Raw genomic sequence first — 25389 nt, 5'->3', positions numbered from 1 at the left:
ACCCACTCCTCATGCGGAAAGCAGGCTCGACAGCTCGCGGTCGATGAGCGCCGTCATCTCGTGGTCCGAGAGCTGCTCCACCTCGTCGATCATCTCCGCTCGCACGGGCGCCCCGGCATGCTCCAGCGGGGGCGCGGGGGCGCTGTCGCCGAGCAGCGAGGACGCGAGGTGCTCGGTCAGCGCCTCGATGGTCGGGTGGCTGAACACGACCATCGAGGAAAGCGGGCTCCCCACGCTGCGCTGGAGCCGGTTCTTCAGCTCGACCGCCATGAGCGAGTCCATGCCCATGTCGAAGAAACCCCGCTGCGGGGGCGCCTTCTGCGAAGGATCCATGCCCAGCACGCGATCGACCTCGCCCTGCACGAGCTCCGCGACCATCGCCCGTCGGGCCCCCGGCGCGACCTGCGAGAGGCGCGCGCGCAGATCCGGCCGAGCCTCTGCCTCGGGCGCGCGCACCTCCCGCGAGAGCTCCGCGAACAGGGCAGGCACAGCGCCGTGGTCCGCGGGCTCCGTGCGGCGGGACGCGTCGATCGGCAGCACGGCGGCCTGGACCGCGCCCGAGGCGACGAGCCGCTCGAGCCAGCGCAGCCCTTCGGCGGGCGTGATCACGCCCGCGCCCCGCGCTCCGTGCCAGCGCAGCGCCTGCCTCTCGAGCGCCTCGGCTTGCGCCGTCCCCGCCCACGCGCCCCAGTTGACGCTGAGCGCGGGCAACCCCGCGGCGCGGCGGTGGTGCGCGAGGGCGTCCAGAAAGGCGTTCGCCGCGGCGTAGTTGCCCTGCCCCTCCACGCCCAAGAGGGACGCGCCCGACGAGAACAGGACGAAGAAGTCGATGTCGAGCGAGCGCGTGCAGAGGTGCAGGTTCCACGCCCCCTCCGCCTTGGGCCGCATGACGCGCGCGAAGCGGCCGGCGCTCTGCTGGAGCAGCACCCCATCCTCGAGCGCCTCTGCGGCGTGCACCACGCCGCGCAGCGGGCAGCCGCCGGCCGTGAGCGCGGCGAGCGCCTCCCCGAGCGCCGCGGCGTCGGCGACGTCGGCCCGGATCACCGCGACGCGCGCTCCCTTCCCTTCCAGCGCGCGCAGCGCAGCCTGGGCGCCCTCGTCCGGCTCGTCCGCCCCGAGGATGCAGAGCTGCCGCGCGCCGCGGTCGACCATCCACCGCGCCACGTCGAGCGTCGGCGCGCGGAGCTCGCCCGTGAGGAGGTACGCCGCGCCGGGATCGAGCGCCACCTCGCGCGCACCTTCGCCGAGGGCGCCGCGCGCGAGGCGCGCCGCGTAGCGCTGGACGCCTCGCAAGGCGATCTGATCTTCACCGTCAGACGCGAGCAGGTGGGCCGCCAGCGCGGCCGCTTCGCCGTCCTCGGCCGAAGGTGCCAGATCGACGAGCCCTCCCCATACCTCCGGGTGCTCGAGCGCCAGCACCCGACCGAGGCCCCAGAGCGGCGCCTGCCACGGCGCCGGCACGGCGTCGCCCGGAGCCACCGCGACGGCCCCGCGGCTCACGAGCCAGAGCTTCGGCGGCGGGCTGCTCTCGCTCCTGGCCACCACCTGCACCCAGGCCAGCGCGCGGGTCACGCTCCGCCTGATCGCCGCGGAGAGGCCGTCGCCTCCCTCCGGCACGGCATCGAGGCCAGCGAGGTACACCACCCCGCGGACCGGTCCGCGCGCCGCGAGCAGGTCCGCCCACCACGCGCCGAGCTCCGCCGCGGAGGCCGGATCCAGGGGCGCTCCGTCCTGCCCCTGCAGATCCGACGCGGTCCCCGAGCGAAGCCGCGAGCAGGTCGCCCCCTCGGCTTCGAGCGCGTCGGCCAGCCGGTCTCCTATCGTCCCCTCGTCCGCGACGACGACCCAGTGCGCCGGCGCCGGAGGCCGCGACGGCGAGAGCGGCGCCGAGAGCCATCGGGCCTCGTAGAGCCAGTCCGCGGGCGCGGAGCCGAGCGAGCCCTCCGTCACCTCCGGCCGCGACGTCTCCTGGCCGCGCGGCGTCGCGCCGGGGGTCTCGAGCCAGTACCGCTGTCGCTGCCAGGGGTACGTCGGCAGCGCCACGGTGCGGCCTCCCCGAGAGAAGAGCGCTGGCCACGCGACCGTCTGGCCGTGGGCGTACAGCTCGCCCATCCCGCGCAGCAGGCTCTCCCGCTCGTCTTGACCGCGACGCAGCGTGGTCACGCTCCGGCCGTCGCCGCTCTCCTCGCCAAGGCACTGCCTCAGGTTGACGGCGAGCACCGGGTGCGGGCCGACCTCCACGAAGATCCGATAGCCGTCCGAAGCCGCGGCCTCCACCGCCTGCGCGAACAGCACCGGCGCCCGGATGCCACGAGCAAAGTACCCGGAATCGAGCGACTCGCCCTCGATCTGCGCGCCTGTCACCGTGCTGTACATCGCGATCGCCGCCCGGCGCGGCGCGAGCCGCCCCAGCGCGCGCGCGAGCTCGCCCTCCAGCGGCGCCATCTGCGGGCTGTGGAACGCGTAGCTCACGCGCAGCATCCGGCAGAGCACGCCCTGCCCCCGGAGCCGCTCCAGGAGCTCCTCGAGCGGCGCGGCCTCTCCGGAGAGCACCACCGAGCCGGGATCGTTGATCGCCGCGATCGAGAGCCGGTCCTCGTGGCCCCGGAGGGCGCGCGCCGCGTCCTCGGCGCCGAGCGCGACCGAGGCCATCTTCCCGAGCCCCGTCGCCTTCTGCATCACGCGTCCGCGCAGGCAGACGAGGCGCACCGCCGCCTCGAGGCTCAGCGCTCCGGCCACGTAGGCCGCCGCGGCCTCGCCGACGCTGTGGCCCACCACCGCGTCCGGGGTGACGCCCCACGACCTCAGCAGATCCGACAGCGCGACCTGGATCGCGAACAAGGCCGGCTGCGCGACCTCGGTCTCGTTCAGGCGCGAGCTCGCCTCCGGCGCGGCGAGCGCTTCGAGCAACGAGAAGCCCGCGTGCCGCTGGACGAGCGCGTCGCAGGCCTCGATCGCGGCGCGGAACACGGGCTCCTCGCCGAGGAGCGAGCGCCCCATCCCGACCCACTGGGAGCCCTGCCCCGAGAAGACGAAGGCGACGCGCCCCCGCCCCCCCGGAGGCACCTCGCCGCTGGCCACGCCCGCCGGCGACTCACCCTGCTCGAACGCGGAGAGCGCCGCGGCCACCTCCGCTCGGCCGCGCCCCACCACGGCCAGCCGGTGCTCGTGGTGGCTGCGCCGCGCGCTCGCCGTGTACACGATGTCGTGCAGGCGCGCCCCGCCCTCCCGGGACGCCTCGGCGACCAGAGCGTCGCGGTACAGCCTCGCGAGGGCCGAGAGCGCCTCCGGGCTCCTCGCCGACAGCGGCAGCAGGTAGCTCGACGCCTCTCGCGCGTCCGCCACAGGCTCCAGCCTGGGCGCTTCTTCCACGATGACGTGCGCGTTCGTCCCGCTCAGCCCGAACGAGCTCACGCCCGCGAGCCGCGGCTTCTCTCCGCGCTTCCAGGGGACGGGCGCCGTGGGGATGGTGAAGGGCGTCCCTTCCAGCGTGATCCGGGGGTTCAGCGCCCCGAAGTGCAGGTTCCGCGGGACGATCTCGCGCTCCAGGCAGACCACCGCCTTGATCAACCCTGCCACGCCGGCCGCCGCCTCGAGGTGTCCGATGTTGGTCTTCACCGCGCCGAGGACGCACGCCGAGCCGTCCGCGCGCGGCCCCCCGAGCACGGCCTTGAGCGCCTCGAGCTCGATCGGATCGCCGAGCGACGTCCCCGTCCCGTGCGTCTCGACGTACCCGATCGACGAGGCCGCCGTCCGCGCGTTCTCGAGGGCCTTTTGCAGCAGCGCCTTCTGCGACAGCACGTTGGGCGCTGTCAGCCCGGTGGACCGGCCGTCCTGGTTCACCGCCGATCCGCGGATCAGGGCGAGGATCGGGTCGCCGTCGCGCTGCGCGTCCGACAGGCGCTTCAGCACGATCATCCCGCACCCCTCTCCACGCACGAAGCCGTTCGCCCCGGCGTCGAACACCTTGCAGCGGCCGTCCGGCGAGAGCACCTGGCTCCTCGCCAGGAGCCGCATCGGCGTGGCCGAGAGGATGAGGTTCACGCCGCCGGCCAGGGCCAGCGCGCTGTCGCCGCTCCGCAGGCTCTGGCAGGCGAGGTGAACCGCCACCAGCGAGGACGAGCAGGCCGTGTCGACGATCATGCTCGGGCCCTGGAACCCGAACGCATAGGACAGCCTGCCCGCCGCGAAGCAGTGTCCCGTCCCGGTGACCGTATAGACGTCACCCGACTCGGCAACGCTGGCGCCCATCAGCTCGGCGTAATCGGTCATCGACGTGCCGACGAAGACGCCGACCCGGCCGCCGAACAGCTTCTCCGGGACCTGTCCGGCGCGCTCCAGCGCCTCCCACGCGACCTCGAGCAGGAGGCGCTGCTGCGGGTCCATCGCCCGCGCCTCCCGGGGAGCGATACCGAAGAAGGCCGCATCGAAGAGGCCGACGTCCTCCTTCAAGAACGCGCCCCAGCGCGCCGCCCTCGCCCCGGGGTCGGCGGAATCAGCCGCGGAGGAGCCCAGGCGAAAGCGCTCGCTGGGCACCTCGGCGACCGCGTCCGCGCCTCCCTCCAGCAGCCGGAAGAACGCCTCCGGGCTGGTCGCCCCCCCCGGGAAGCGGCATCCCACGCCGATGATCGCGATCGGCTCGGCCGCCGCTCGCCGCGTCGCCTCGAGCTCGGCCTCGAGCTCCCCGAGCTTGACCATCGCCTTGCGCAGGCGCGCCCGGTACTCCTCCAGCAGGGCCGTGGTCATTCCTTGCGTCCCCTCTCGATCCTGCTCATCGATGCGTCGAAGGCCGCGAGCAGATCGTCGTCCGAAGCGTGCACCTCGAGGGCCACGCCGGCCGGCGGCGAGCCGTCGACGGGCCCGGCCTTCGCGTCCTGGCTCGGTGAATCGACGGGATCGAGCTCGACGGCGAGCTGCTCCGAGAGCGCGGCGACCGTCGGATAGGTCCAGATCAGCGCCGCCGAGAGCGTGAGGCCGAGCCCGGACTCGAGGCCGTTGCGCAGCTCGAGGCCCATGATCGAGTCGAACCCGAGCGTCCTGAAGGGCGCCCGCGCGTCGATCCGGGCGCCGTCGATCCGCAGCACCGCGGCCACCTGCTCGCGCACGAGCTTCTCGACCCTCCGCCGGCGCTCGTCCGGCGCCGCTTCGCGGAGCGCGCGCACGAGGGCGGCGAGCCGCGGCGCGGCGGCGCGGGCTACAGCCGCGGCGGCGCGGGCCTCGTCCACGATCGAGGACAGGCGCTCCGAGGAGGCCACCAGAGGGTGGAGATCGACCCAGTGCCGCGCATCGAAGTGCACGACGCCCATCTGCGCGCGGTCCACGGAGAGCAGGCGGTGGAAGAGCGCCTCGCCCTCTTCGGGCGTGATGCTGCGCCACCCGCGCTGCGTCATGCGCCCCTCGCGCTCGGCCGTGATCCCCATGCCGACGCCGGCGAAGAGCCCCCAGTTGATGCTCAACGCAGGCAGCCCGCGGTGCCGGCGATGGTGGGCCAGCGCGTCCAGAAAGACGTTCGCGGCCACGTAGTTCCCGATGCCAGGCGGGCCGAAGAGCGACGCCGACGACGAGTAGAGGACGAAGAAATCGAGCGGCGCGTCCTGCGTCGCCGCGTGAAGGTTCCACGCGCCGAGCACCTTCGGCGCGAACACCTTGCGGAAGCGCTCCATGTCCTGGTTGATGAGGAGCCCGTCCTCCAGCACGCCGGCGGCGTGGAGCACGCCGCGGAGCTCTGGCATGCGCGCCCTCACGTCGCGCACGAGCGCGGCGAGCTCCGCCGGATCGGCGACGTCGGCCCTCGCCACCGTCACCTCGACGCCGGCCGACTCCAGGGCGGCGATCGCCGCGGCCTGCGCCTCCGTGGTCACCCCCTGCCGCCCCACGAGCACGAGGTGCTTCGCTCCCGCGTCCGCGAGCCACCTCGCGGCGAGCAGGCCGAGGCCGCCCACGCCGCCGGTGATCAGGTACGTGGCGCCTCCGCGAACGGCGGGCCGCGCGCTGTCCCGCTCCGCCCCGCGCACCTCCTCGTCGGACACCCGCGATAGCGCGCCGACGTAGCGGCGCTCGGCCCGCAGCGCGACCTCCTCTTCCCATCGCTCCGAGAGGATCTCTCGAACCAGGGCCTCGGCCTCCCCCGCGGAGCCTGCGGGATCCAGGTCGATGCGCGTGCACCGGAGCTCGGGGTGCTCGAGGGCGACGGTGCGGCCGAGGCCCCAGAGCGGCGCGTGCGCGACGGCGACGTCGCGGGGCTCGCCGTCGATCGCCTGCGTCCCCCGCGCGACGAGGAAGAGGCGCGGCATGTCGCGATAGCCTGCGCGGACGAGCGCCTGCACGATGTGCAGCGCGCAGCCAGCGCCGCGCGTCTGCGCAGCGTCGAGGGAAGCCGCGGTGAGCGACGCCGGCGCGGGCCCGTCGAGGCTCCCCAGATGGATCACGCCGCGGCGGGGAGCGCCGCCCGGGAAGGCGTCGCGCAGCAGGGAATCGAAGCTGGCCGGAGCCGCTGGATCCAGCGTGTAGCCGCTGTCGTCGCCCTGCTCCGGGCCCCTCAGGCCGGCGCGCACCACCGTCTCCCCGCGCGCCTCGAGGAGCGACTGCACCTCGTTCGCCAGCCCCGCTTCGTCCGAGAGGAGCAGCCAGGATCCCTTCGACGCCGGCACCTCCGGCGCGGCCTGCGGCTCCGCGCGCCGCCACATCTGCTGGAGGAACGGCGAGCCTTCCCCGGCGCCCTGCGACCCCGAAGGGCCCCCGGACGAGCGCTCGACGTCGACCCAGTAGCGCTCTCGCAGCCACGGATAGGTCGGCAGCACGACGACGCGGCCCTCGGGATAGAGCTGCTGGAAGGCCACGACGCCCCCGTGGGCGTAGAGCGCGCCGAGCGCCTGGAGCAAGCTCCGCCGCTCCTCGGCGTGCCGCCGCAGCGAGGCGATCACCGCCCCTCTCCGCTTCTTTTCGCGCAGGGCCTCGTCGATGGCCGGCGCGAGGATGGGATGGGGGCTCACCTCGAGGAACACGGCGCTGCCGGCTTCGATCAGAGCGTGCGTCGCGCGCGCGAGCAGCAGGGGGCCGCAGAGGCTCCTCGCCCAGTACTCTGCGCCGAGCTCCTCTCCGTGCGCGATCTCCCCCGTCACCGTCGAGCGCATCGACAGGCTCGCCCTCTTCGGAGCGATCCCGCGCAGCGCGGCGGAGAGCTCCACGCCCAGCGGCCCTCTCGTCTCCATCGGGAGCTCGGGCAGGATCGTGGCGTCCTTCCCGCTCACCTTGCGGAGCAGCCGGCTCCACCGGCAGACGATCCGCGCGGCGTCCTCCAGCGTGAGCGCTCCGGCGACATGCGCTGCGGCCACTTCGCCCACGCCGTGCCCCAGGATCGCCCACGGCTCGACGCCCCACGATCGCCACAGCGCCGCGAGCGCTACCTGGAGGGCGAACAGCGCAGGCTGGCCGACGTCGATCGGATCGAGCCGTGCGCTCCGCGCATCGGCGCAGATCTCGGCCACGACCGAGAAGCCGGCCTCGCGCTGGATCACGGCGTCGCACGCCTCGAGCGCTCTGCGGAAGGCGGGCTCCTCGTCGAGGAGCGCTCGTCCCATCCCCGCCCATTGAGAGCCGTGACCCGAGAAGAGGAACACGACCCGGGCAGGCCCGTCGATCGGCGCCTCGCCCCGCGCCGCGCCGGCCCCGAGCGCCCCCCGGGCGAAGGCATCGAGCGCCTCGCGCATCTCCTGGCGCGTGTCCGCGACGATCGCGAGCCGCTGCGCGAAGTGGGCGCGCCCGACGCCCGCGGTATGGCAGATGTCAGGGAGCCGCTCCGCGGGGTGCTGATCGAGGTGCGCGGCGTAGCGCAAGGCCAGGGCCTCGAGCGCCTCCGGCTGCTTGGCCGACAGGCACAGGAGGTGCGGCGGGCGCTCCGCCGGGGGCGCCTCCTCCGCCGGCGCCGGCGCCTCTTCCAGCACGGCATGAGCGTTGGTCCCGCCGAAGCCGAACGAGCTGACGCCGGCGATGCGCCGCCCGACAGAGACCTCCCAGGCGGTCCGCTGCGTCGGGACAGACGCCGGGATGTCGTCGAGCGTGATGTGAGGGCTGAGCTCCTTGAGGTGCAGGTGGGGCGGGATCTCTCGGTGCTGGAAGGCGAGCGCCACCTTCATCAGGCCGGCGATGCCCGCCGCCGACTCCAGGTGTCCCAGGTTGGTCTTGACCGATCCGAGCCAGAGCGGCTGCTCCGGTGAGCGCCCGTGGCGCAGCGCCGCCCGGAGCGCGCCCACCTCGACCGGATCACCGAGCGAAGTGCCGGTCCCGTGCACCTCGACGTAGCTCACCTCCGCGGGCGAAACGCCGCCGTTGGCGAGCGCGCGGCGGATGACCGCCTCCTGGGCCGGGCCGTTCGGAGCGGTGAGCCCGCCGCTGCGCCCGTCGTGGTTGACCGCCGAGCCCCGAACGACGGCGAGGATGGGGCTCCTGTTGGCAAGCGCGTCGGAGAGGCGCTCGAGCACGAGGATGCCGCACCCCTCGCCGCGCACGTAGCCGTCGGCCGCGGCGTCGAACGTCTTGCAGCGGCCGTCCGGGGCCATCATGCGCAGCTGCGAGACAGCGATGGTGGAGAGCGGCGACGTGATGAGGTTCACCCCCCCGGCGAGGGCCACGCGACACTCACCGCTGCGCAGGCTCTGGCAGGCCAGGTGGATCGCGACGAGCGACGACGAGCAGGCGGTGTCGACCGCGATGCAGGGTCCGTGCAGGCCGAGCACGTAGGACAGACGACCCGCGGCGACGCTGAACATGGTGCCGGTCGGCAGGTACGCGTCGATCCGGGTCGGGTCTCCCCCGCCGATGCAGAGCTGCGCGTAGTCGCTGTTGCTGATCCCGACGAACACGCCGGTCTCGGTGCCGGCGAGCTGGTCCGGCGCGCGGCCGGCGCGCTCCAGCGCCTCCCAGGCGACCTCCAGGAGGAGGCGCTGCTGCGGATCGACGCGCGCGGCCTCGCGCGGCGCGATCTCGAAGAACGCAGCGTCGAAGCGATCGATGCCGTCGAGGAAGCCGCCCTGGCGGGTGTACATCCTCCCCGGGGTCCCGGGGTCGGGGTCGTAGTAGGCGTCGACGTCCCAGCGCTCGGGCGGGACCTCGCGGATCGCGTCCGTGCCGTCGCGGAGCAGCCGCCAGAAAGCCTCGGGATCGTCGGCGCCCGGGAAGCGGCAGGCCATGCCGACGATGGCGATGGGCTCGGTGCGGGCGCGCTGCAGGGCCTCGTAGCGGGCGCGCATCTCCCGGAGCTCGAGGGTCGCCTCCTTGAGGAGCCCGCGGTAATCGATGCGATCGACCGGATTGCTCATGTGCTCAGCCTGAGGGTTCGCATCGCGGCGAGCTCCTGCGCGAGCGCGGCGGCCATTTGCTCTTCCGAAAGATCGTCGAGATCGGCCGCGGCCTCCGGCGGAGGCGGCTCGGCTCCCGGCGGCTTCGCATCGAGCCCGTCCGACCCGACCTCGAGCCCGAGCAGATCCTCCGCGACTCTGCGCGAGAGCGCCTCGAGCGTCGGATAGTCGATGAGGAGCGTCGCGGCGAAGCGACGGCCGGTGGAGCGCTCGACGAGGTTCCGGAGCTCGACCGCCATCAACGAGTCGAGGCCGAGCTCGCGGAGCGGGCGGCGCGGATCGATGGGGTCCGAGGGATCGAGCCGCAGGATCTTCACCACCAGCGAGCGGACGTGCTCGGCCACCATCGCGGAGCGCGCCCGCGGGGGCGCCTCGGAAAGCTGGCGCCGCAGGCCATCGTCTTCGCCGGCCGCGGGCGTCGGCCCGCGGGACGCGCCGTCGAATTCGAAGCGCTCGAACAGCGGCCGCCGCCGCATCGCCTCCTGGAGCGGCTTGAAGACGCGAAGGTCGACCCGGGCCACGACCGCCTGCGCGACGTCGCCTCCGGCGAGGCGCTCCAGCATCGCGAGGCCGTCTCCAGGCGAGAGGGCGGAGATCCCGATCCGCTCGAGCTCCGCCAGGAGCTCGGGCGAGGCCATGCCTCCGCCCGCCCAGGGCCCCCAGTTCACGCTGACGTAGGGCCGGCCCTCGCGCCGGCGCGCGTGCGCGAGGGCGTCCAGGAAGGCGTTGGCCGCGGCGTAGTGCGCCATCCCCGCCGAGCCCCAGACGGACGCGATCGACGAGAACGAGACGAAGAAGTCGAGGGGCGCGCCGCGCGCGAGCCGATCGAGGAGCCACGCGCCCCTCACCTTGGCGCGGAGCACCGCCTCGACGGCGCCCTCGTCGAGCGCCCGGATCGGCCGCGTGTCCGCGAAGCCCGCGGCGTGCACGACGCCGCGCAGCGGGAGCCCCTCTGCGCGCAGCGACGCGAAGAGCTCGGTCATCCGCGCCTCGTCCCCCACGTCGGCAGCGATCACCTGCACGCTCGCCCCCTCCGCCTCGAGGGCGCAGACGGCAGAGATCGCCGGCTGGAGCGGGTGATCCGGCGGCAGATCGGTCCACGTGTCGCGCGGCGGCAGCCCGCGGCGTCCGACCAGCGCGAGGTGCCTCGCGCCGCGCGCGAAGAGCCACCGCGCCACCGCGAGGCCGAGCGCGCCGAGCCCGCCCGTGATCAAGTAGATCGCGTCGGCGCTCACCTCGACCTGCGGCGCCTCCTGGACGGCTTGCCGCGCGAGCCGGGCGACGTGACGCTGGCCGCCCCTGAAGGCGATCTGATCCTCGCCTTCAGGGCGCTCGATCGCGTCGAGCAGCAGCGCCGCGTCGGCGTCGGACGCCTCCGGCGCCAGATCCAGGAGCCCGCCCCACTGCTCGGGGTACTCGAGCGCCGCCACCCGCCCGAGCCCCCATACCGGCGCCGCCGCGATCGCCGGACCTGCGCCGGAGACCGGCTGCGCGCCGCGCGTGACGGCCCAGAGCCGGGCGGAGCGAGCCTCCGGCACGTCCGCGAGCGCCTGGATCGACGCGAGCAGGCTCACGCAGCCCATCGCTTGCGCCGCGTCGAGCGCCTCCGTCGAGGCTGGCTCCACCGTCCCCGCGTCGAGGCTCCCGAGGTGCAAGAGCCCGCGGAGAGGTCGACCGTCCCTGTGCGCCGCGTCCCGGAGGATCTCCGCGAGCCGCTCGCGGCGCGTGGCGTCGCTCGGACGGACGAGATCGCAGCGCTCGCCCTTCGCCTCCAGCAAGCTCGCGAGGCGAGCGCCCACACCCCCGCGATCGGCGACGACAAGCCACGAGCCCGGGCTCTCCGACGCGGGCCGCGACGATGCCGCGCGGCGCTCCAGCGGCGACCACTCGACCGCGTACACCCCGGCGTCGAGCGAGGCTTCGGCCCGCGCGCCGGTGGAGAGCGGATAGGGCGCGCCGTTCTCGAGCGCGGCGGCGGGCATCTCCTCGCCCCAGGCCGCCGCGGCATACGGGAGCGGCGCGCTCATCCGGGCTCGGGCGGCGCGAGAGACGTGCTCTGCGCGCGCGTAGCCGTCCTTGCGCAGGACCAGGAGGACGTAGCTCACGAGCTTCTTCTCGAGCATCCTGCCGAGGTTCGCGTACGACCGGAAGCTCTGGAGGACGAGCGGATCGAGCCCCGGACCGACCTCGGCGAAGTGCTCTTCCAGGCGCTCGTCGTGGAAGAAGTTCCCGACCTCGCGGCTGACGTCCACGCACTCGGCCACGCTGAGCCGGTAGCGCGCGAAGAGGTCGCACCACTCGTCCCGAGTCACGAGGTACGACGACGTCTCCTCGTGCACGATGGAGGACGCGCCATTGGAGACGAAGTCCGCCATCACGACGAAGCCGCCCTGCTGGAGGTGCCGGCTGACGTTCGCGAAGAGCGCGTCTTTGTCCGCGATGTGCGCGGCGACCTCGAACCCGAGGATCACGTCGTACTGCGACGGGAAGTCGTGCCGCGTGCTGTCGCAGTTGAAGATCTTCACGCGATCTTCGAGCCTGTGGGCGCGGAGCTTTCGATGACCGAACCGGGCCTGCTCCGGGGAGATCGTGTAGCCGTGGAGCTCGAGGTGCGGGTACTGCTCCGCGAGCGCGATGAGATCCGCGGCGTGGCCGCACCCGAAGTCGAGCACCTTGGAGCAGGACAGGAAATCGACGTGCCGGAACGCGACTTGCCGCATTTCGCGCTGGGCGGCGCCGACGCGCGCGAAATCCGCCGCGTGCCTTCGCGGGCGAGCCATGGTCCGGAGCCAGGAGAACTCCGGAACAGCTTCTCGGAACGGCGGGAAGGTGAGATAGGCCTGCTCGAGCGAATCCCTCTCGGGCGAGTCGCCCGCGTCCACCGTGGAGAGCGCATCGTAGTAGCGGGCAACCGACGTATCGGCGCTGGCCGGCGCGGCCGCGCCGTTCTTGGTGGCGGAAGGCGGGTCGATCCAGCATCGACGGCGCTGGAAGGGGTAGGTGGGCAGCACGAGCTTGCGCCGGGCCCGGTCGCGGTCGAGCCCCGCGAAGTCCACCTTCGCGCCTCGCACGTACAACGCCCCCAGGCTCTCCAGCATCTGCGCGCAATCCGAGCGCTTCGGCCGCAGCGACGGCAGCCACACCCCCGCCCCCTCCGGCACGCACCGCCGCCCCATCGCCGAAAGCACAGGGCTCGGCCCCACCTCCACGAACGCTTCCACCCCCGCCTCGTGCAGCGCCCGTATCCCCTCCAGGAACCGCACCGGTGCGCGCACATGGCTCGCCCAGTACGACGCCCGCGTCACTTCCTCCCGCGCCGCTCTCCCCGTCACGTTCGCGATGAGCTTCCGCTGCGGCAATCCGAGCTTCACCTTCGACGCCGCACGCTCGAACGCCTCCACCATCGGCGCCATCAGCGGCGAGTGGAACGCGTGCGATACGTTCAGCCACCGGCTCTTGACCCCGCGCGCCCCCAGCGCCTCCACCACCGCAGTCACCGCACCACGCGCACCGGACACCACCGTCTCCGACGGCCCGTTCACCGCCGCGATCGACACCTCCGCCGCGTACGGCTCCACCGCCTCCGCCACCGTCGCCTCGTCCGCGAACAGCGCCGCCATCGCCCCCTGCTTCGGCAGCGCCTGCATCAGCCGCCCTCGCGTCGCGATCAGCCCTAGTCCCTCCGGCAGCCCGAACACCCCCGCCACGCACGCCGCCACGTACTCGCCCACGCTGTGTCCGAGCACCGCAAACGGCTCGATCCCCCACGCCTTCCACTGCGCGCTCAGCGCATAGCCCACCGCGAACAGCGCTGGCTGCGTGTACTCCGTCTCGTCCAGCGGGCTCGACTGCCCCTCCGCCGCGTACAGCACCTCGAGCAGCGGTCTCTCCAGCTGACCACGCAACAGCGCGTCGCACTCCTCCATCGCACGCCGGAACACTGGCTCGGTCGCGAACAGCTCCCGCCCCATCCCCACGTACTGCGACCCCTGGCCCGTGAACAGGAACGCCACCCGCGGGCCGTCAGGACGCTCTACCCGCCCCTGCTCCGTCTGCTCCGCTGGCTCGCCACGCGCATACGCAGAGAGCCGCTCCTGCATCTCTTCGCGCGACGCCCCGACCACCGACAGCCGGTGTGCGAAGTGCGACCTCCCCGTGTGCGCCGTGAAGGCCACGTCCCCGAGCCTCTCCTCCGGGTGCGACCCGAGGTGCTCCGCGTACTTCCCCGCCAGCGCGCGCAACGCCCCCTCCCGCTTCGCCGAGATGCACAACAGCTGCGCCGGACGCTCTGCACCGCCCTCCTTCACTTCCGGACGCTCCGGCGCCTCTTCCAGCACCACGTGCGCGTTGATCCCGCTCATTCCGAACGAGCTCACCCCGGCTACGCGCCGCTCCCCTTCCGCCAAACGCCACCGCGTCCGCTCCATCGGCACACGCACCGGCAGCTCCGCCCACGCCACGTGCGGGCTCGGCTGCCGCACGTGCGGCTGCACCGGCAGCTCTCCGTGCTGCATCGCGAGCGCCACCTTCAGCACCCCAGCCACCCCCGCCGCCGCCTCCAGGTGCCCGATGTTCGCCTTGACCGCTCCCACCCACAGCGGACGCTCCCCAGAGCGCCCTGGCCCGAACACCTCACCCAGCGCGTTCAGCTCGATCGGGTCCCCGAGCGACGTGCCCGTGCCGTGCGCCTCGATGTAGCTCACCTCCGACGCTTCCACCCCCGAGGCCTCCAGCGCTCGCCGGATCAGCGCACGCTGCGCTACCCCGTTCGGCACCGTCAGCCCTCCGCTCGGCCCGTCATGGTTGACCGCAGAGCCTCGGATCAGCGCCACGATCGGGTCGCCGTCCAGCAGCGCCTCCGACAGCCGCTTGAGCACCACCATCCCGCACCCCTCGCCACGGCCGTACCCGTCCGCCGACGCGTCGAACGCCTTGCTCCGCCCGTCCGGCGCCAGCGCCCGGAGCCGCGAGAGCGCGGCCCATGGATCGGGCGACAGCATCAAGCTCGCGCCGCCGGCGAGGGCCACGCGGCACTCGCCGTTTCGCAGGCTCTGGCAGGCCAGATGGATCGCCACGAGCGACGACGAGCACGCGGTGGTCACCACCATCGAAGGGCCCTGCAGGCCGAGCACGTACGAGAGGCGGCCCGCGGCGAAGCTGAGCTCGTTCCCGCTCGCGGCGTACCCGTCGCTCCCGCCGCGCGCCTGCGCCGCGGTGATCAGGTGGGCGTAGTCGTTGCTCATCATCCCGATGAACACGCCGGTCGAGCTCCCGAACAGCGCGTCCGGGGATTGCCCTGCCCGCTCGAGCGCCTCCCAGCTCACCTCGAGCAGCAGGCGCTGCTGGGGATCGAGGCTCTGCGCCTCGCGCGGCGAGATCCCGAAGAAGGATGGATCGAACTGATCGACGGAGCGCAGGAAGCTGCCCCGGCGGACGTAGCTCTTGCCCGGCTGCTGCGGGTCTGGATCGAAGAAAGCTTCAACGTCCCACCGGTCGGAGGGGATGTCGCTCGTGGCGTCCACGCCCTCGCGGAGCAGCTCCCAGAAGGCCTCCGGGCTGTCGGCGCCGAGAGGCATGCGGCAGCTCGTCCCGATCACGGCGACGGGCTCGGTCCGTGCGCGCTCGAAGGACGCGAGCCGCGCCTCCAGCTCCTCGATGGCGACGAGCGCTCGGAGCAGCGCCGTGCTTTGGTCCTGCTTGCTCTGGCTCACTTCAACCTCTTCTTGATCGCATCGAGCTTCTCCAGCAGGAGCTCCGAGAGCTCGCCCTCGGACATCTCCTTCAGCCTCTCGAGCCGCGCTCCCCGCTCGTCGGTCGCGGGGGCAGGCACGACCGCGGAAGGTGCCGGGGCGACCGGGATCGCAAGCACCTCGTCGGCGAGGTAGCCGGTCAGCGCCTCGACCGTCGGGTAGTCGAACAGCAGCGTCGAGGGGAGCGCGCGGCCCACGTGGCGCTGGAGGCGGCCTCGGAGCTCGACGGCCATCAGCGAATCGAGCCCCAGATCGAAGAGCCGCTGCCGGATCTCGAGCGGGTGTGTGGGCCCGAGCCCGAGGATCGCGGCGACCTGCTCCCCCACGAAGGCGTCGATCAACCCGCGGCGCGCGGGCGCCGGAGCCTCCGCGAGCCTTCGGCGGAGATCTTCGCGATCTGCGTCGGCCGCGCCGCCGCGGCGATCCTCGCGAACGAGCTCGGCCAGCACGGGCGGCGCTCCGGCAGGGTATTGCTCGTGGTCCAGCGACCACCTGGTAACGGGCAGCACCGCGGCCTGGGTCGCGCCCTCGGCCAGGAGCCGCTCGAGCCACCGGAGCCCCTCCGCCGGCGGGATCGCTCCCACGCCGCGGGTGACCTGACGCCGCTGCGCGGGCGCCTTCACCCCGCCCGCCATCCCGGCGCCGGCCCAGGCGCCCCAGTTGATGCTGAGCCCCGCAAGCCCGAGGGCCCGCCGGTGGTGCGAAAGAGCGTCGAGGAAGGCGTTCGCCGCCGCGTAGTTGCCTTGCCCGGCCGCCCCCAGCAGCGACGCGCCCGACGAGAAGAGCACGAACAGATCGAGATCGAGCGCCCGCGTGCGGCGGTGCAGGTTCCACGCGCCCGCGATCTTCGGCGCCATCACCCGCGCGAGGCGCTCCGCGCTCTGCTGCTCCAGCACGCCGTCGTCGAGCACGCCGGCGGCGTGCACCACGCCGCGCAGCGGACGACCGCTGGCGGAGATCGTGTCCAGCACCCGGCCGAGCGCCGCATCGTCGGCCACATCGGCCTGCATCGGTACGACCTCTGCTCCCGCCTCTGCGAGCTCGCGCAGCGCGGCCTGCGCCGGCTCCAGAGCGTCGCGCCGCCCGACGAGGTAAAGCCGCCGCGCGCCGCGCTCGACCATCCACCGTGCCACGTGCAGGCCGAGCGCACCGAGGCCGCCGGTGATCAGGTAGGCCGCGCCGCCGTCGAGCGCTGTCCCCGCCACCTCCTCACCGGCCGCGCCGCGCGCGAGGCGCGCCACGAACCGCTCTTCGCCCCGCAGCGCGATCTGATCTTCGCCGTCGGGCTCCTCGATTTCCTCGCAGAGCAGCGCGGCCTCCTGCTCGGGCGCGATCTCCGGCCCCAGGTCGACGAGGCCGCCCCAGCGCTCCGGATGCTCGAGAGCGATGACCCGGCCGAGCCCCCAGAGCGGCGCGACGCCGAGCGACGCCTCGTCCGGCGCGCAGGCTACGGGCTGACAACGCCGGGTCACCACCCACAGGCGTCCCATGTCCCCACGACGGGACAGCGCCTGCGTGAGGTGGAGCAGGCCCGCGGAGGTAGCGCCGGCCGCCTCCGGCGTCGCGCCGTCGAGGCCCGAGAGGTGCACCACGCCGCGCCACGCCCGACCGGGCGAAGATGCCAGATCCCCCAGCCAGGCCTGCGCGCGGGTCGCGTCCGAGAGGGCTCGGCGAGCGTCTGCCGGCGCCACGACCGCATCGTCGCCGCGTTCCATCAAGCGCCGCGCGAGGGCAGCGCCCACGCCCTGGCCGTCGCCGACGATCAGCCAGCGGCCCGGCCCCGAGCCGGTGCGTCCCGGCGCCGGGCGCCCGCGCGCCTTCGGCCGCCACGCGAGGTCGTACCGCCACTCGCGGGCGCGCTCCGATTCTCCTCCGGTGCGGAGCAGCGTGTCGCGCGTCGCCGGCCGGCCGCGGAAGCCGATCATCTCCGCGACGACCCGCCCCGCGTCATCGACGATGCAGAGGTCGCCGCTCACGACCTCGGCCTGGGCGTCGTCGAGGCCGCGCAGCGTGACGTGGCTCCACAGGCGATCGCGGGGCGGGCCATGGAAGATGAAGCGCTCGATCCCGAGGGGGACGCCCACTTTGACGCGGGAGACCGCGGCCATCGCGAGCTGAAAGCAGGCGTCGAGCAGCCCGGGGTGGAAACCATAGGCGTCTACGCCGTCGCCTTCCTCCGGGAGCCGCATCCGGCACAGCGCCTCTCCGTCACGCCGCCAGATCTCCTCGATCCAACGGAAGGAGGGCCCGAACTCGAAGCCGAAGCGCCCGATCAGATCACCGTAAAACGCCTCTCCGGACATCGACTCTCGGCAGCGCCCCCGCACGTCGTCCCGCGACGGGGGCGCGACGGCGGTCGCGTCGGCCGCCGCGCGGAGCTTGCCGGTCACGTGCAGGGTCCACGCCGGCTCGTCCTCGCCCGCATCGTGGCTGAAGATCCGGAAAGCGCGCTCTCCAGATTCGTCCGCGGAGAGGACGACCTGAACGTTGCGCGGGCGCTCCGGGGCCAGGACCATCGGCTGGGCAAAGAAGACGTCCTCCAGCGCGTACGCCCCGGGGCCGAGGCTCCGGATCGCGGCGTCCAGCACCGCCGCGACCTCCGTGGTGCCCGAGACGATCGCCATGCCCTGCACCCAGTGATCGTTCAGCAGCGAATTCGACCGGGGATCGTACCGGGCCTCGAAGACGATCTCCCGCAGCGCCGGCGAATGGAGCCGCCGCCCGAGGAGCGGGTGCCCGCCCCCCGGACCTTCGCTCTGGGCGGGCTGCGACCGCGGCGGCGGCTCGATCCAGCAGCGCTCGCGCTGGAAGGGGTAGGTGGGCAGCACGAGCTTGCGCCGGGCCCGGTCGCGGTCGAAGCCCGCGAAGTCCACCTTCGCGCCTCGCACGTACAGCGCCCCCAGGCTCTCCAGCATCTGCGCGCAATCCGAGCGCTTCGGCCGCAGCGACGGCAGCCACACCCCCGCACCCTCCGGCACGCACCGCCGCCCCATCGCCGAGAGCACAGGGCTCGGCCCCACCTCCACGAACGCTTCCGCCCCCGCCTCGTGCAGCGCCCGTATCCCCTCCAGGAACCGCACCGGCGCGCGCACATGGCTCGCCCAGTACGACGCCCGCGTCACTTCCTCCCGCGCCGCTCTCCCCGTCACGTTCGCGATGAGCTTCCGCTGCGGCAATCCGAGCTTCACCTTCGACGCCGCACGCTCGAACGCCTCCACCATCGGCGCCATCAGCGGCGAGTGGAACGCGTGCGATACGTTCAGCCACCGGCTCTTGACCCCGCGCGCCTCCAGCGCCTCCACCACCGCAGTCACCGCACCACGCGCACCGGACACCACCGTCTCCGACGGCCCGTTCACCGCCGCGATCGACACCTCCGCCGCGTACGGCTCCACCGCCCCCGCCACCGTCGCCTCGTCCGCGAACAGCGCCGCCATCGCCCCCTGCTTCGGCAGCGCCTGCATCAGCCGCCCTCGCGTCGCGATCAGCCCTAGTCCCTCCGGCAGCCCGAACACCCCCGCCACGCACGCCGCCACGTACTCGCCCACGCTGTGTCCGAGCACCGCAAACGGCTCGATCCCCCACGCCTTCCACTGCGCGCTCAGCGCATAGCCCACCGCGAACAGCGCTGGCTGCGTGTACTCCGTCTCGTCCAGCGGGCTCGCCTGACCCTCCGCCGCGTACAGCACCTCGAGCAGCGGTCTCTCCAGCTGACCACGCAACAGCGCGTCGCACTCCTCCATCGCACGCCGGAACACTGGCTCGGTCGCGAACAGCTCCCGCCCCATCCCCACGTACTGCGACCCCTGCCCGGTGAACAGGAACGCCACGCGAGGCCCCTCCGCCCGCTCCACCTGCCCTCGCTCCGTCTGCTCCCCTCCCTCGCCTCGCGCGAACGCAGACAGCCGCTCCTGCATCTGGGCCCGGGACGACGCCACCACCGACAGCCGGTGCGCGAAGTGCGACCTGCCCGTGTGCGCCGTGAAGGCCACGTCCCCGAGCCTCTCCTCCGGGTGCGACCCGAGGTGCGCCGCGTAGCGCCCCGCCAGCTCACGCAACGCACCCTCCCGCTTCGCCGAGATGCACAACAGCTGCGCCGGACGCTCCGCACCGCCCTCCTTCTCCTCCGGCACCTCCGGACGCTCCGGCGCCTCTTCCAGCACCACGTGCGCGTTCGTGCCAACGAAGCCGAACGAGCTCACGCCCGCCACGCGCCGCCCTTCGGCCGGCAGCCAGGGAGCGCCCGTCGCCGGCACCGAGATGCGCGCCTTGCTCCAGTCGATGTGGGGGCTCGGCGCGGTGAAATGCAGGTGCGGCGGGAGCTCCCGGTGCAAGAGCGAGAGCACGACCTTCAGCACGCCCGCCACCCCCGCCGCCGGCTCGAGGTGGCCGATGTTGGTCTTCACCGAGCCGATCAACAGCGGCCGATCCGGAGGCCTGCCTGCGCCCAGCACCGCGCCCAGCGCCTCCACCTCGATGGGATCGCCGAGCGAAGTGCCGGTCCCGTGCGCCTCGACGTAGCTGACCACCGACGGCTCGACGCCGGCGCGCTCGAGGGCCGCCCGGACGACGGCCTCCTGCGCAGGTCCGCTCGGCACCGTCAGCCCGCTGCTCGCGCCGTCCTGGTTCACCGCCGAGCCGCGGATGATCGCGAGGACGTTGTCGCCGTCGCGGCGCGCGTCGGAGAGCCGCTTCAGCACAAGGACCCCGCAGCCCTCGCTGCGCACGTAACCGTCGGCGGAGGCAGCGAAGGTCTTGCACCGTCCGTCGGGCGACAGCATCCGCGCGCGGGAGAAGGCGATGTTGGCGTCCGGCTCGAGGATCAGGTTGACCCCCCCGGCGAGCGCCAGCGTGCAATCGCCTGCACGCAGGCTCTGGCATGCGAGGTGGATCGCCACCAGCGACGACGAGCACGCGGTGTCGATGGACATGCTCGGCCCCTGCAGGCCGAGAACATAGGAGAGGCGCCCCGACGCCGCGCTCAGGGCGTTGCCGGTGCCGAGGTAGGCGTCGATGCTCGCGGGCGTCGGCATGAGCCGCTGCGCTCGGCGCAGGTAGTCGTTGGTGCCGATGCCGATGAACACCCCGGTCCGGCTGCCGAGGAGCCCGTCCGCCGAGATATTGGCCCGCTCGATCGCCTCCCAGGCGACCTCCAGCACGAGGCGCTGCTGCGGGTCCATCCCTGCGGCCTCCCGCGGCGAGATGCCGAAGAAGCTGGGATCGAAGTGATCTACATCGTTCAGGAAGCCTCCCCAGCGGGTAGACATCTTCCCCGGGGCGTCAGGATCCGGGTCGTAGTACGCGTCGATGTCCCAGCGGTCGCGGGGGATCTCGGCGATGGCGTCGACGCCGTCCCGGAGGAGCCTCCAGAGCGCCTCGGGGCTGTCGGCCCCACCGGGCACCCGGCAGCCCATTCCGACGATCGCGATGGGCTCGCGCTCGGCGCGCGCGAGGCGCTCGACGCGCGCGTTGAGCTCGTGGGCGTACAGCACGAGCCGCCGGGGATCGAGGCGGCTGATGCGGTCCAGAAAGCCGCTCACGAAGGCCCTCCGGACGCGATCTGGGCCAGCATCCGCTCGACGTCGTCCTTCGAGAGTCGCTCCACCCTGTCCAGGAGCCCCCCGAGCGCCTCGAGCTCGGTGAGCCCCCCGAGCGCCTCGAGCTCGGTCGCCCGCCCCGCCGGCTCCGGCGCGAGCACCTCGGCTTCGAGATAGCTCGTGAGCGCTTCGATCGAGGGGTGATTCAGCGCCAGGGTCGCCGGCAGCGCGCGCTCCACGCTGCGCTGGAGGCGGTTCTTCAGATCGACGGCCATCAACGAGTCCATCCCCAGGTCTGCAAACCGGCCCCTGGGGTCGAGCGCGCGATCGTCGCCGAAGCCGAGTACGCGAGCGACCTCCTGGCGCACGTGGGCGAGCAGGATCCCCCGCCGATCTGCCGGGTCGGCCTCGGCGATCCGCTGCATCAGGTCGGGCGGCGACTCGGCCGGCGGCCCTTCGTCCGGCCTCTCCACCAGATCGGACAGCAGCCGGGGCGACGCGCCGCCGCGGGCGCTCCGCACGAAGCGCCCCCAGTCGGCGTTCACGGCCACCACGTGCGACCTGTCCTCCGCCAGGAGACGCTCCAGGAGCGCGAGCCCGTCCGCGCCAGGGATCAGGTCGATGCCCCACTCGTGCCAGCGCTCGCGCTCCCGCTTGCCGGTCGTCCCCGCCATCCCGGCGCCCTCCCACGGCCCCCACGCGATGCTCAGCGCCGCGAGCCCCAGGGCACGCCGGTGATGCGCGAGCGCATCCAGAAACGCGTTGGCCGCGGCGTAGCTCCCCTGTCCGAGCGATCCCAGCACCCCGGCGGTCGACGAGAAGAGAACGAAGAAGTCGAGGGCGTGCTCCCGGGTCGCCACGTGGAGGTTCCACGCGCCGGCGACCTTCGGGGCGAGCACGCGGCGGAACCGCTCTCCATCGAGCTGCTGGAGCACCCCGTCGTCGAGGACGCCGGCGGCGTGCACGACGCCCCCGAGGGGCGGCATCCCGGCGGCCATCTCGGAGAGGACCCGCGCCACATCCTCCGGGCGCCCGACATCGGCCTGCGCAACGAGCACCTTCGCACCCTGTGCCTCGAGCTCCTGAAGCGCCCTCTGGGCTCCCTCCGGCGGAGAGCGCCGCCCGACCAGAACGAGGTTCCGCGCGCCGCGCTCGGTCATCCAGCGCGCGACTTGCAGCCCGAGCCCCCCGAGCCCGCCGGTGATCAGGTACGAAGCATCTCGCCGCAGCGCCGCCGGGCCGGGCGGCGTCGCAGGAGCGCGGAGCCGCGAGAGGCGGGCGACGAGCCGCGCGCCTTCGCGCCACGCGATCTGATCTTCCCCGTCGGGTTCGAGGAGCGTCTCGCCCAGCCGCTCGGCCTGCACCTCGGCCGGCGCGGCGTCGAGGTCGATCAGCCCGCCCCACAGCTCGGGGTGCTCGAGGGCGATCACACGACCGAGGCCCCACGAGAGCGCTCCTGGCCCGGCGCGGCCCGCGGCGGGCCGGCCGTCGCGGGTGACCACCCACAACCGACCTCCACCCGTGGAGCCAGCGAGGGCCTGGATCACGCCCAGCACGCTGCCGGCGCCGAGCGAGAGGTCCGCGTCGTCCGAGAGCGAGGCGCCCTCCGCCGCGACCGCGTCGATGCTCCACAGGTGCACGACGCCCTGCCACGCAGAGGTGCTGTCGGGGAGAGCCTCCACGAGCAGACGCTTCAGGTCCTCCGGCCTCGCGGGATCGACGCGAAAGACCCCATGAGCGCCGAGCTCCAGGCGCTCACCGGCAAAGGCAAGCACGCAGCGATGCCCGCGCTCGACGAGCTTCCGGGCCAGCGCCTCGCCCACTCCGCTCCGATCGGCGAGCAGCAGAAAGCTCCCCGCCGGCACCGGCGCTCCGGGCGTGTGGGGTCGAGGCTGCCAGTCGACTTCGTAGCAACCTGCGCCGCCCTGCCGGGAAGCGTCGTTCGCCGGCGCGCGGGCGGTGCGGTGCCTCTCGATGTCGACCCAGTAGCGCTCGCGCTGGAAGGGGTAGGTGGGGAGCACGAGCTTGCGCCGGGCCCGGTCGCGGTCGAGCCCCGCGAAGTCCACCTTCGCGCCTCGCACGTACAGCGCCCCCAGGCTCTCCAGCATCTGCGCGCAATCCGAGCGCTTCGGCCGCAGCGACGGCAGCCACACTCCCGCACCCTCCGGCACGCACCGCCGCCCCATCGCCGAGAGCACAGGGCTCGGCCCCACCTCCACGAACGCTTCCGCACCCGCCTCGTGCAGCGCCCGTATCCCCTCCAGGAACCGCACCGGCGCGCGCACATGGCTCGCCCAGTACGACGCCTGCGTCACTTCCTCCCGCGCCGCTCTCCCCGTCACGTTCGCGATGAGCTTCCGCTGCGGCAATCCGAGCTTCACCTTCGACGCCGCACGCTCGAACGCCTCCACCATCGGCGCCATCAGCGGCGAGTGGAACGCGTGCGATACGTTCAGCCACCGGCTCTTGACCCCGCGCGCCCCCAGCGCCTCCACCACCGCAGTCACCGCACCACGCGCACCGGACACCACCGTCTCCGACGGCCCGTTCACCGCCGCGATCGACACCTCCGCCGCGTACGGCTCCACCGCCCGCGCCACCGTCGCCTCGTCCGCGAACAGCGCCGCCATCGCCCCCTGCTTCGGCAGCGCCTGCATCAGCCGCCCTCGCGTCGCGATCAGCCCTAGTCCCTCCGACAGCCCGAACACCCCCGCCACGCACGCCGCCACGTACTCGCCCACGCTGTGCCCCAGCACCGCAAACGGCTCGATACCCCACGCCTTCCACTGCGCGCTCAGCGCATAGCCCACCGCGAACAGCGCTGGCTGCGTGTACTCCGTCTCGTCCAGCGGGCTCGCCTGACCCTCCGCCGGGTACAGCACCTCGATCAGCGGTCTCTCCAGCTGCCCACGCAACAGCGCGTCGCACTCCTCGATCGCCCGCCGGAACACTGGCTCGGTCGCGAACAGCTCCCGCCCCATCCCCGCGTACTGCGACCCCTGGCCCGTGAACAGGAACGCCACGCGAGGCCCCTCCGCCCGCTCCACCTGCCCTCGCTCCGTCTGCTCCGCTGGCTCGCCACGCGCGAACGCAGACAGCCGCTCCTGCATCTCTTCGCGCGACGCCCCGACCACCGACAGCCGGTGTGCGAAGTGCGACCTCCCCGTGTGCGCCGTGAAGGCCACGTCCCCGAGCCTCTCCTCCGGGTGCGACCCGAGGTGCGCCGCGTACTTCCCCGCCAGCGCGCGCAGCGCCTCTTCCCGCTTCGCCGAGATGCACAACAGCTGCGCCGGACGCTCCGCACCGCCCTCCTTCTCCTCCGGCACCTCCGGACGCTCCGGCGCCTCTTCCAGCACCACGTGCGCGTTGATCCCGCTCATTCCGAACGAGCTCACCCCGGCTACGCGCCGCTCCCCTTCCGCCGAACCCCACCGCGTCCGCTCCATCGGCACACGCACCGGAAGCTCCGCCCACGCCACGTGCGGGCTCGGCTGCCGCAGGTGCGGCTGCACCGGCAGCTCTCCGTGCTGCATCGCGAGCGCCACCTTCAGCACGCCCGCCACCCCCGCCGCCGCCTCCAGGTGCCCGATGTTCGCCTTGACCGCTCCCACCCACAGCGGACGCTCCGACGCGCGGCCCGGACCGAACACCTCACCCAGCGCGTTCAGCTCGATCGGGTCCCCGAGCGACGTGCCCGTCCCGTGCGCCTCGATGTAGCTCACCTGCGACGCTTCCACCCCAGACGCCGCAAGCGCCCGCCGGATCAACGCCCGCTGCGCTACCCCGTTCGGCACCGTCAGACCGCCGCTCGGCCCGTCGTGGTTGACCGCAGAGCCACGGATCACCGCCACGATCGGGTCGCCGTCCGTCAGCGCGTCGGACAGCCGCTTGAGCACCACCATCCCGCAACCCTCGCCGCGGCCGTACCCGTCCGCCGACGCGTCGAACGCCTTGCTCCGCCCGTCCGGCGCCAGCGCCCGCAGGTGGGAGAGCACGATGTTGGGGCGCGGCGACAGGATCAGGTTCACGCCGCCGGCGAGGGCCACGCGGCACTCGCCGTCTCGCAGGCTCTGGCAGGCCAGATGGATCGCGACCAGCGACGACGAGCACGCCGTGTCGAGCGCCATGCAGGGGCCGTGCACCCCGAGCACGTACGAGAGGCGGCCCGCCTGGAAGCTGAAGCCGTTGCCCGTGCCCACGTAGCCATCGAGGCGCTCCTCGCTGACGTGGTCGGCGACGAGCAGCCCGTAGTCCCCGTTCATGATCCCGACGAACACGCCGGTCGCCGTGCCTGCCAGATCGGGAGCGGCGATCGCGGCCCGTTCGAGCGCCTCCCAGCTCACCTCGAGGAGCAGGCGCTGCTGCGGATCGAGGCCTTCGGCCTCGCGCGGCGAGATGCCGAAGAAGCCCGCGTCGAACCGATCCACCTCGTCGAGGAAGGCGCCGCGGCGCGTGTACATCTTCCCCGGCGCGCCAGGCGTCGGATCGTAGTACGCGTCGATGTCCCATCGGTCCTTCGGCACGTCCCGGACCGCATCGCGCCCCTCGCGAAGGACGCTCCAGAAAGACTCCGGATCGGACGCGCCGGGGAATCGGCACGCCGCCCCGACGATGGCGATCGGCTCGCGGCGCGCCCGCTCGATCGCATCGAGGCGAGCGCGCATCTTCTTGAGCGCGAACAGCGCGCTCTGGAGCGGCGATAGCTCGTCGGACCCGACGTCGGAGGTGCTGCTCATCCCAGGACGT

Annotated in this window: 5 protein-coding genes; all 5 read right to left on the bottom strand. The window is 73.3% G+C overall.

What is annotated here, in order from left to right:
• Window positions 1-9: 9 nt before the first annotated feature.
• From WME89_RS19445 to WME89_RS19425, 5 genes are read right to left on the bottom strand one after another with little or no spacing between them, the layout of a single operon-like run.
• The gene (locus WME89_RS19445; RefSeq protein WP_438010609.1) at window positions 10-4746 is read right to left on the bottom strand and encodes a type I polyketide synthase; all 4737 of its coding nucleotides are present in this window, start codon (window positions 4744-4746) and stop codon (window positions 10-12) included.
• Window positions 4743-9317 carry a type I polyketide synthase gene (locus WME89_RS19440; RefSeq protein ID WP_438010608.1) on the bottom strand — a complete coding sequence of 1525 codons (4575 nt, stop codon included), beginning with the start codon at window positions 9315-9317 and terminating at the stop codon, window positions 4743-4745. Before WME89_RS19440 ends, WME89_RS19445 begins: the two co-directional genes overlap by 4 nt.
• The gene (locus WME89_RS19435; protein WP_438010607.1) at window positions 9314-15067 is read right to left on the bottom strand and encodes a type I polyketide synthase; all 5754 of its coding nucleotides are present in this window, start codon (window positions 15065-15067) and stop codon (window positions 9314-9316) included. Before WME89_RS19435 ends, WME89_RS19440 begins: the two co-directional genes overlap by 4 nt.
• Entirely contained in the window at window positions 15064-20646 is a 5583-nt protein-coding gene (locus WME89_RS19430) for a type I polyketide synthase (protein ID WP_438010606.1), read from the bottom strand. The genes WME89_RS19435 and WME89_RS19430 overlap by 4 nt, the downstream gene beginning before the upstream one ends.
• Entirely contained in the window at window positions 20643-25379 is a 4737-nt protein-coding gene (locus WME89_RS19425) for a type I polyketide synthase (protein WP_438010605.1), read from the bottom strand. The genes WME89_RS19430 and WME89_RS19425 overlap by 4 nt, the downstream gene beginning before the upstream one ends.
• Between the last annotated feature and the right edge of the window lie 10 nt (window positions 25380-25389).

Source organism: Sorangium sp. So ce321 (genome assembly GCF_051530195.1).
GTDB lineage: Bacteria > Myxococcota_A > Polyangia > Polyangiales > Polyangiaceae > Sorangium.
This window is presented reverse-complemented; position numbering and strand designations above follow the sequence as displayed.

What these genes read in the sequence shown, in the direction of transcription:
- WME89_RS19445 (WP_438010609.1), bottom strand. Translation starts at nt 4,746, where the DNA reads ATGACCACGGCCCTGCTGGAGGAGTACCGGGCGCGCCTGCGCAAGGCG.
- WME89_RS19440 (WP_438010608.1), bottom strand. Translation starts at nt 9,317, where the DNA reads ATGAGCAATCCGGTCGATCGCATCGATTACCGCGGGCTCCTCAAGGAG.
- WME89_RS19425 (WP_438010605.1), bottom strand. Translation starts at nt 25,379, where the DNA reads ATGAGCAGCACCTCCGACGTCGGGTCCGACGAGCTATCGCCGCTCCAG.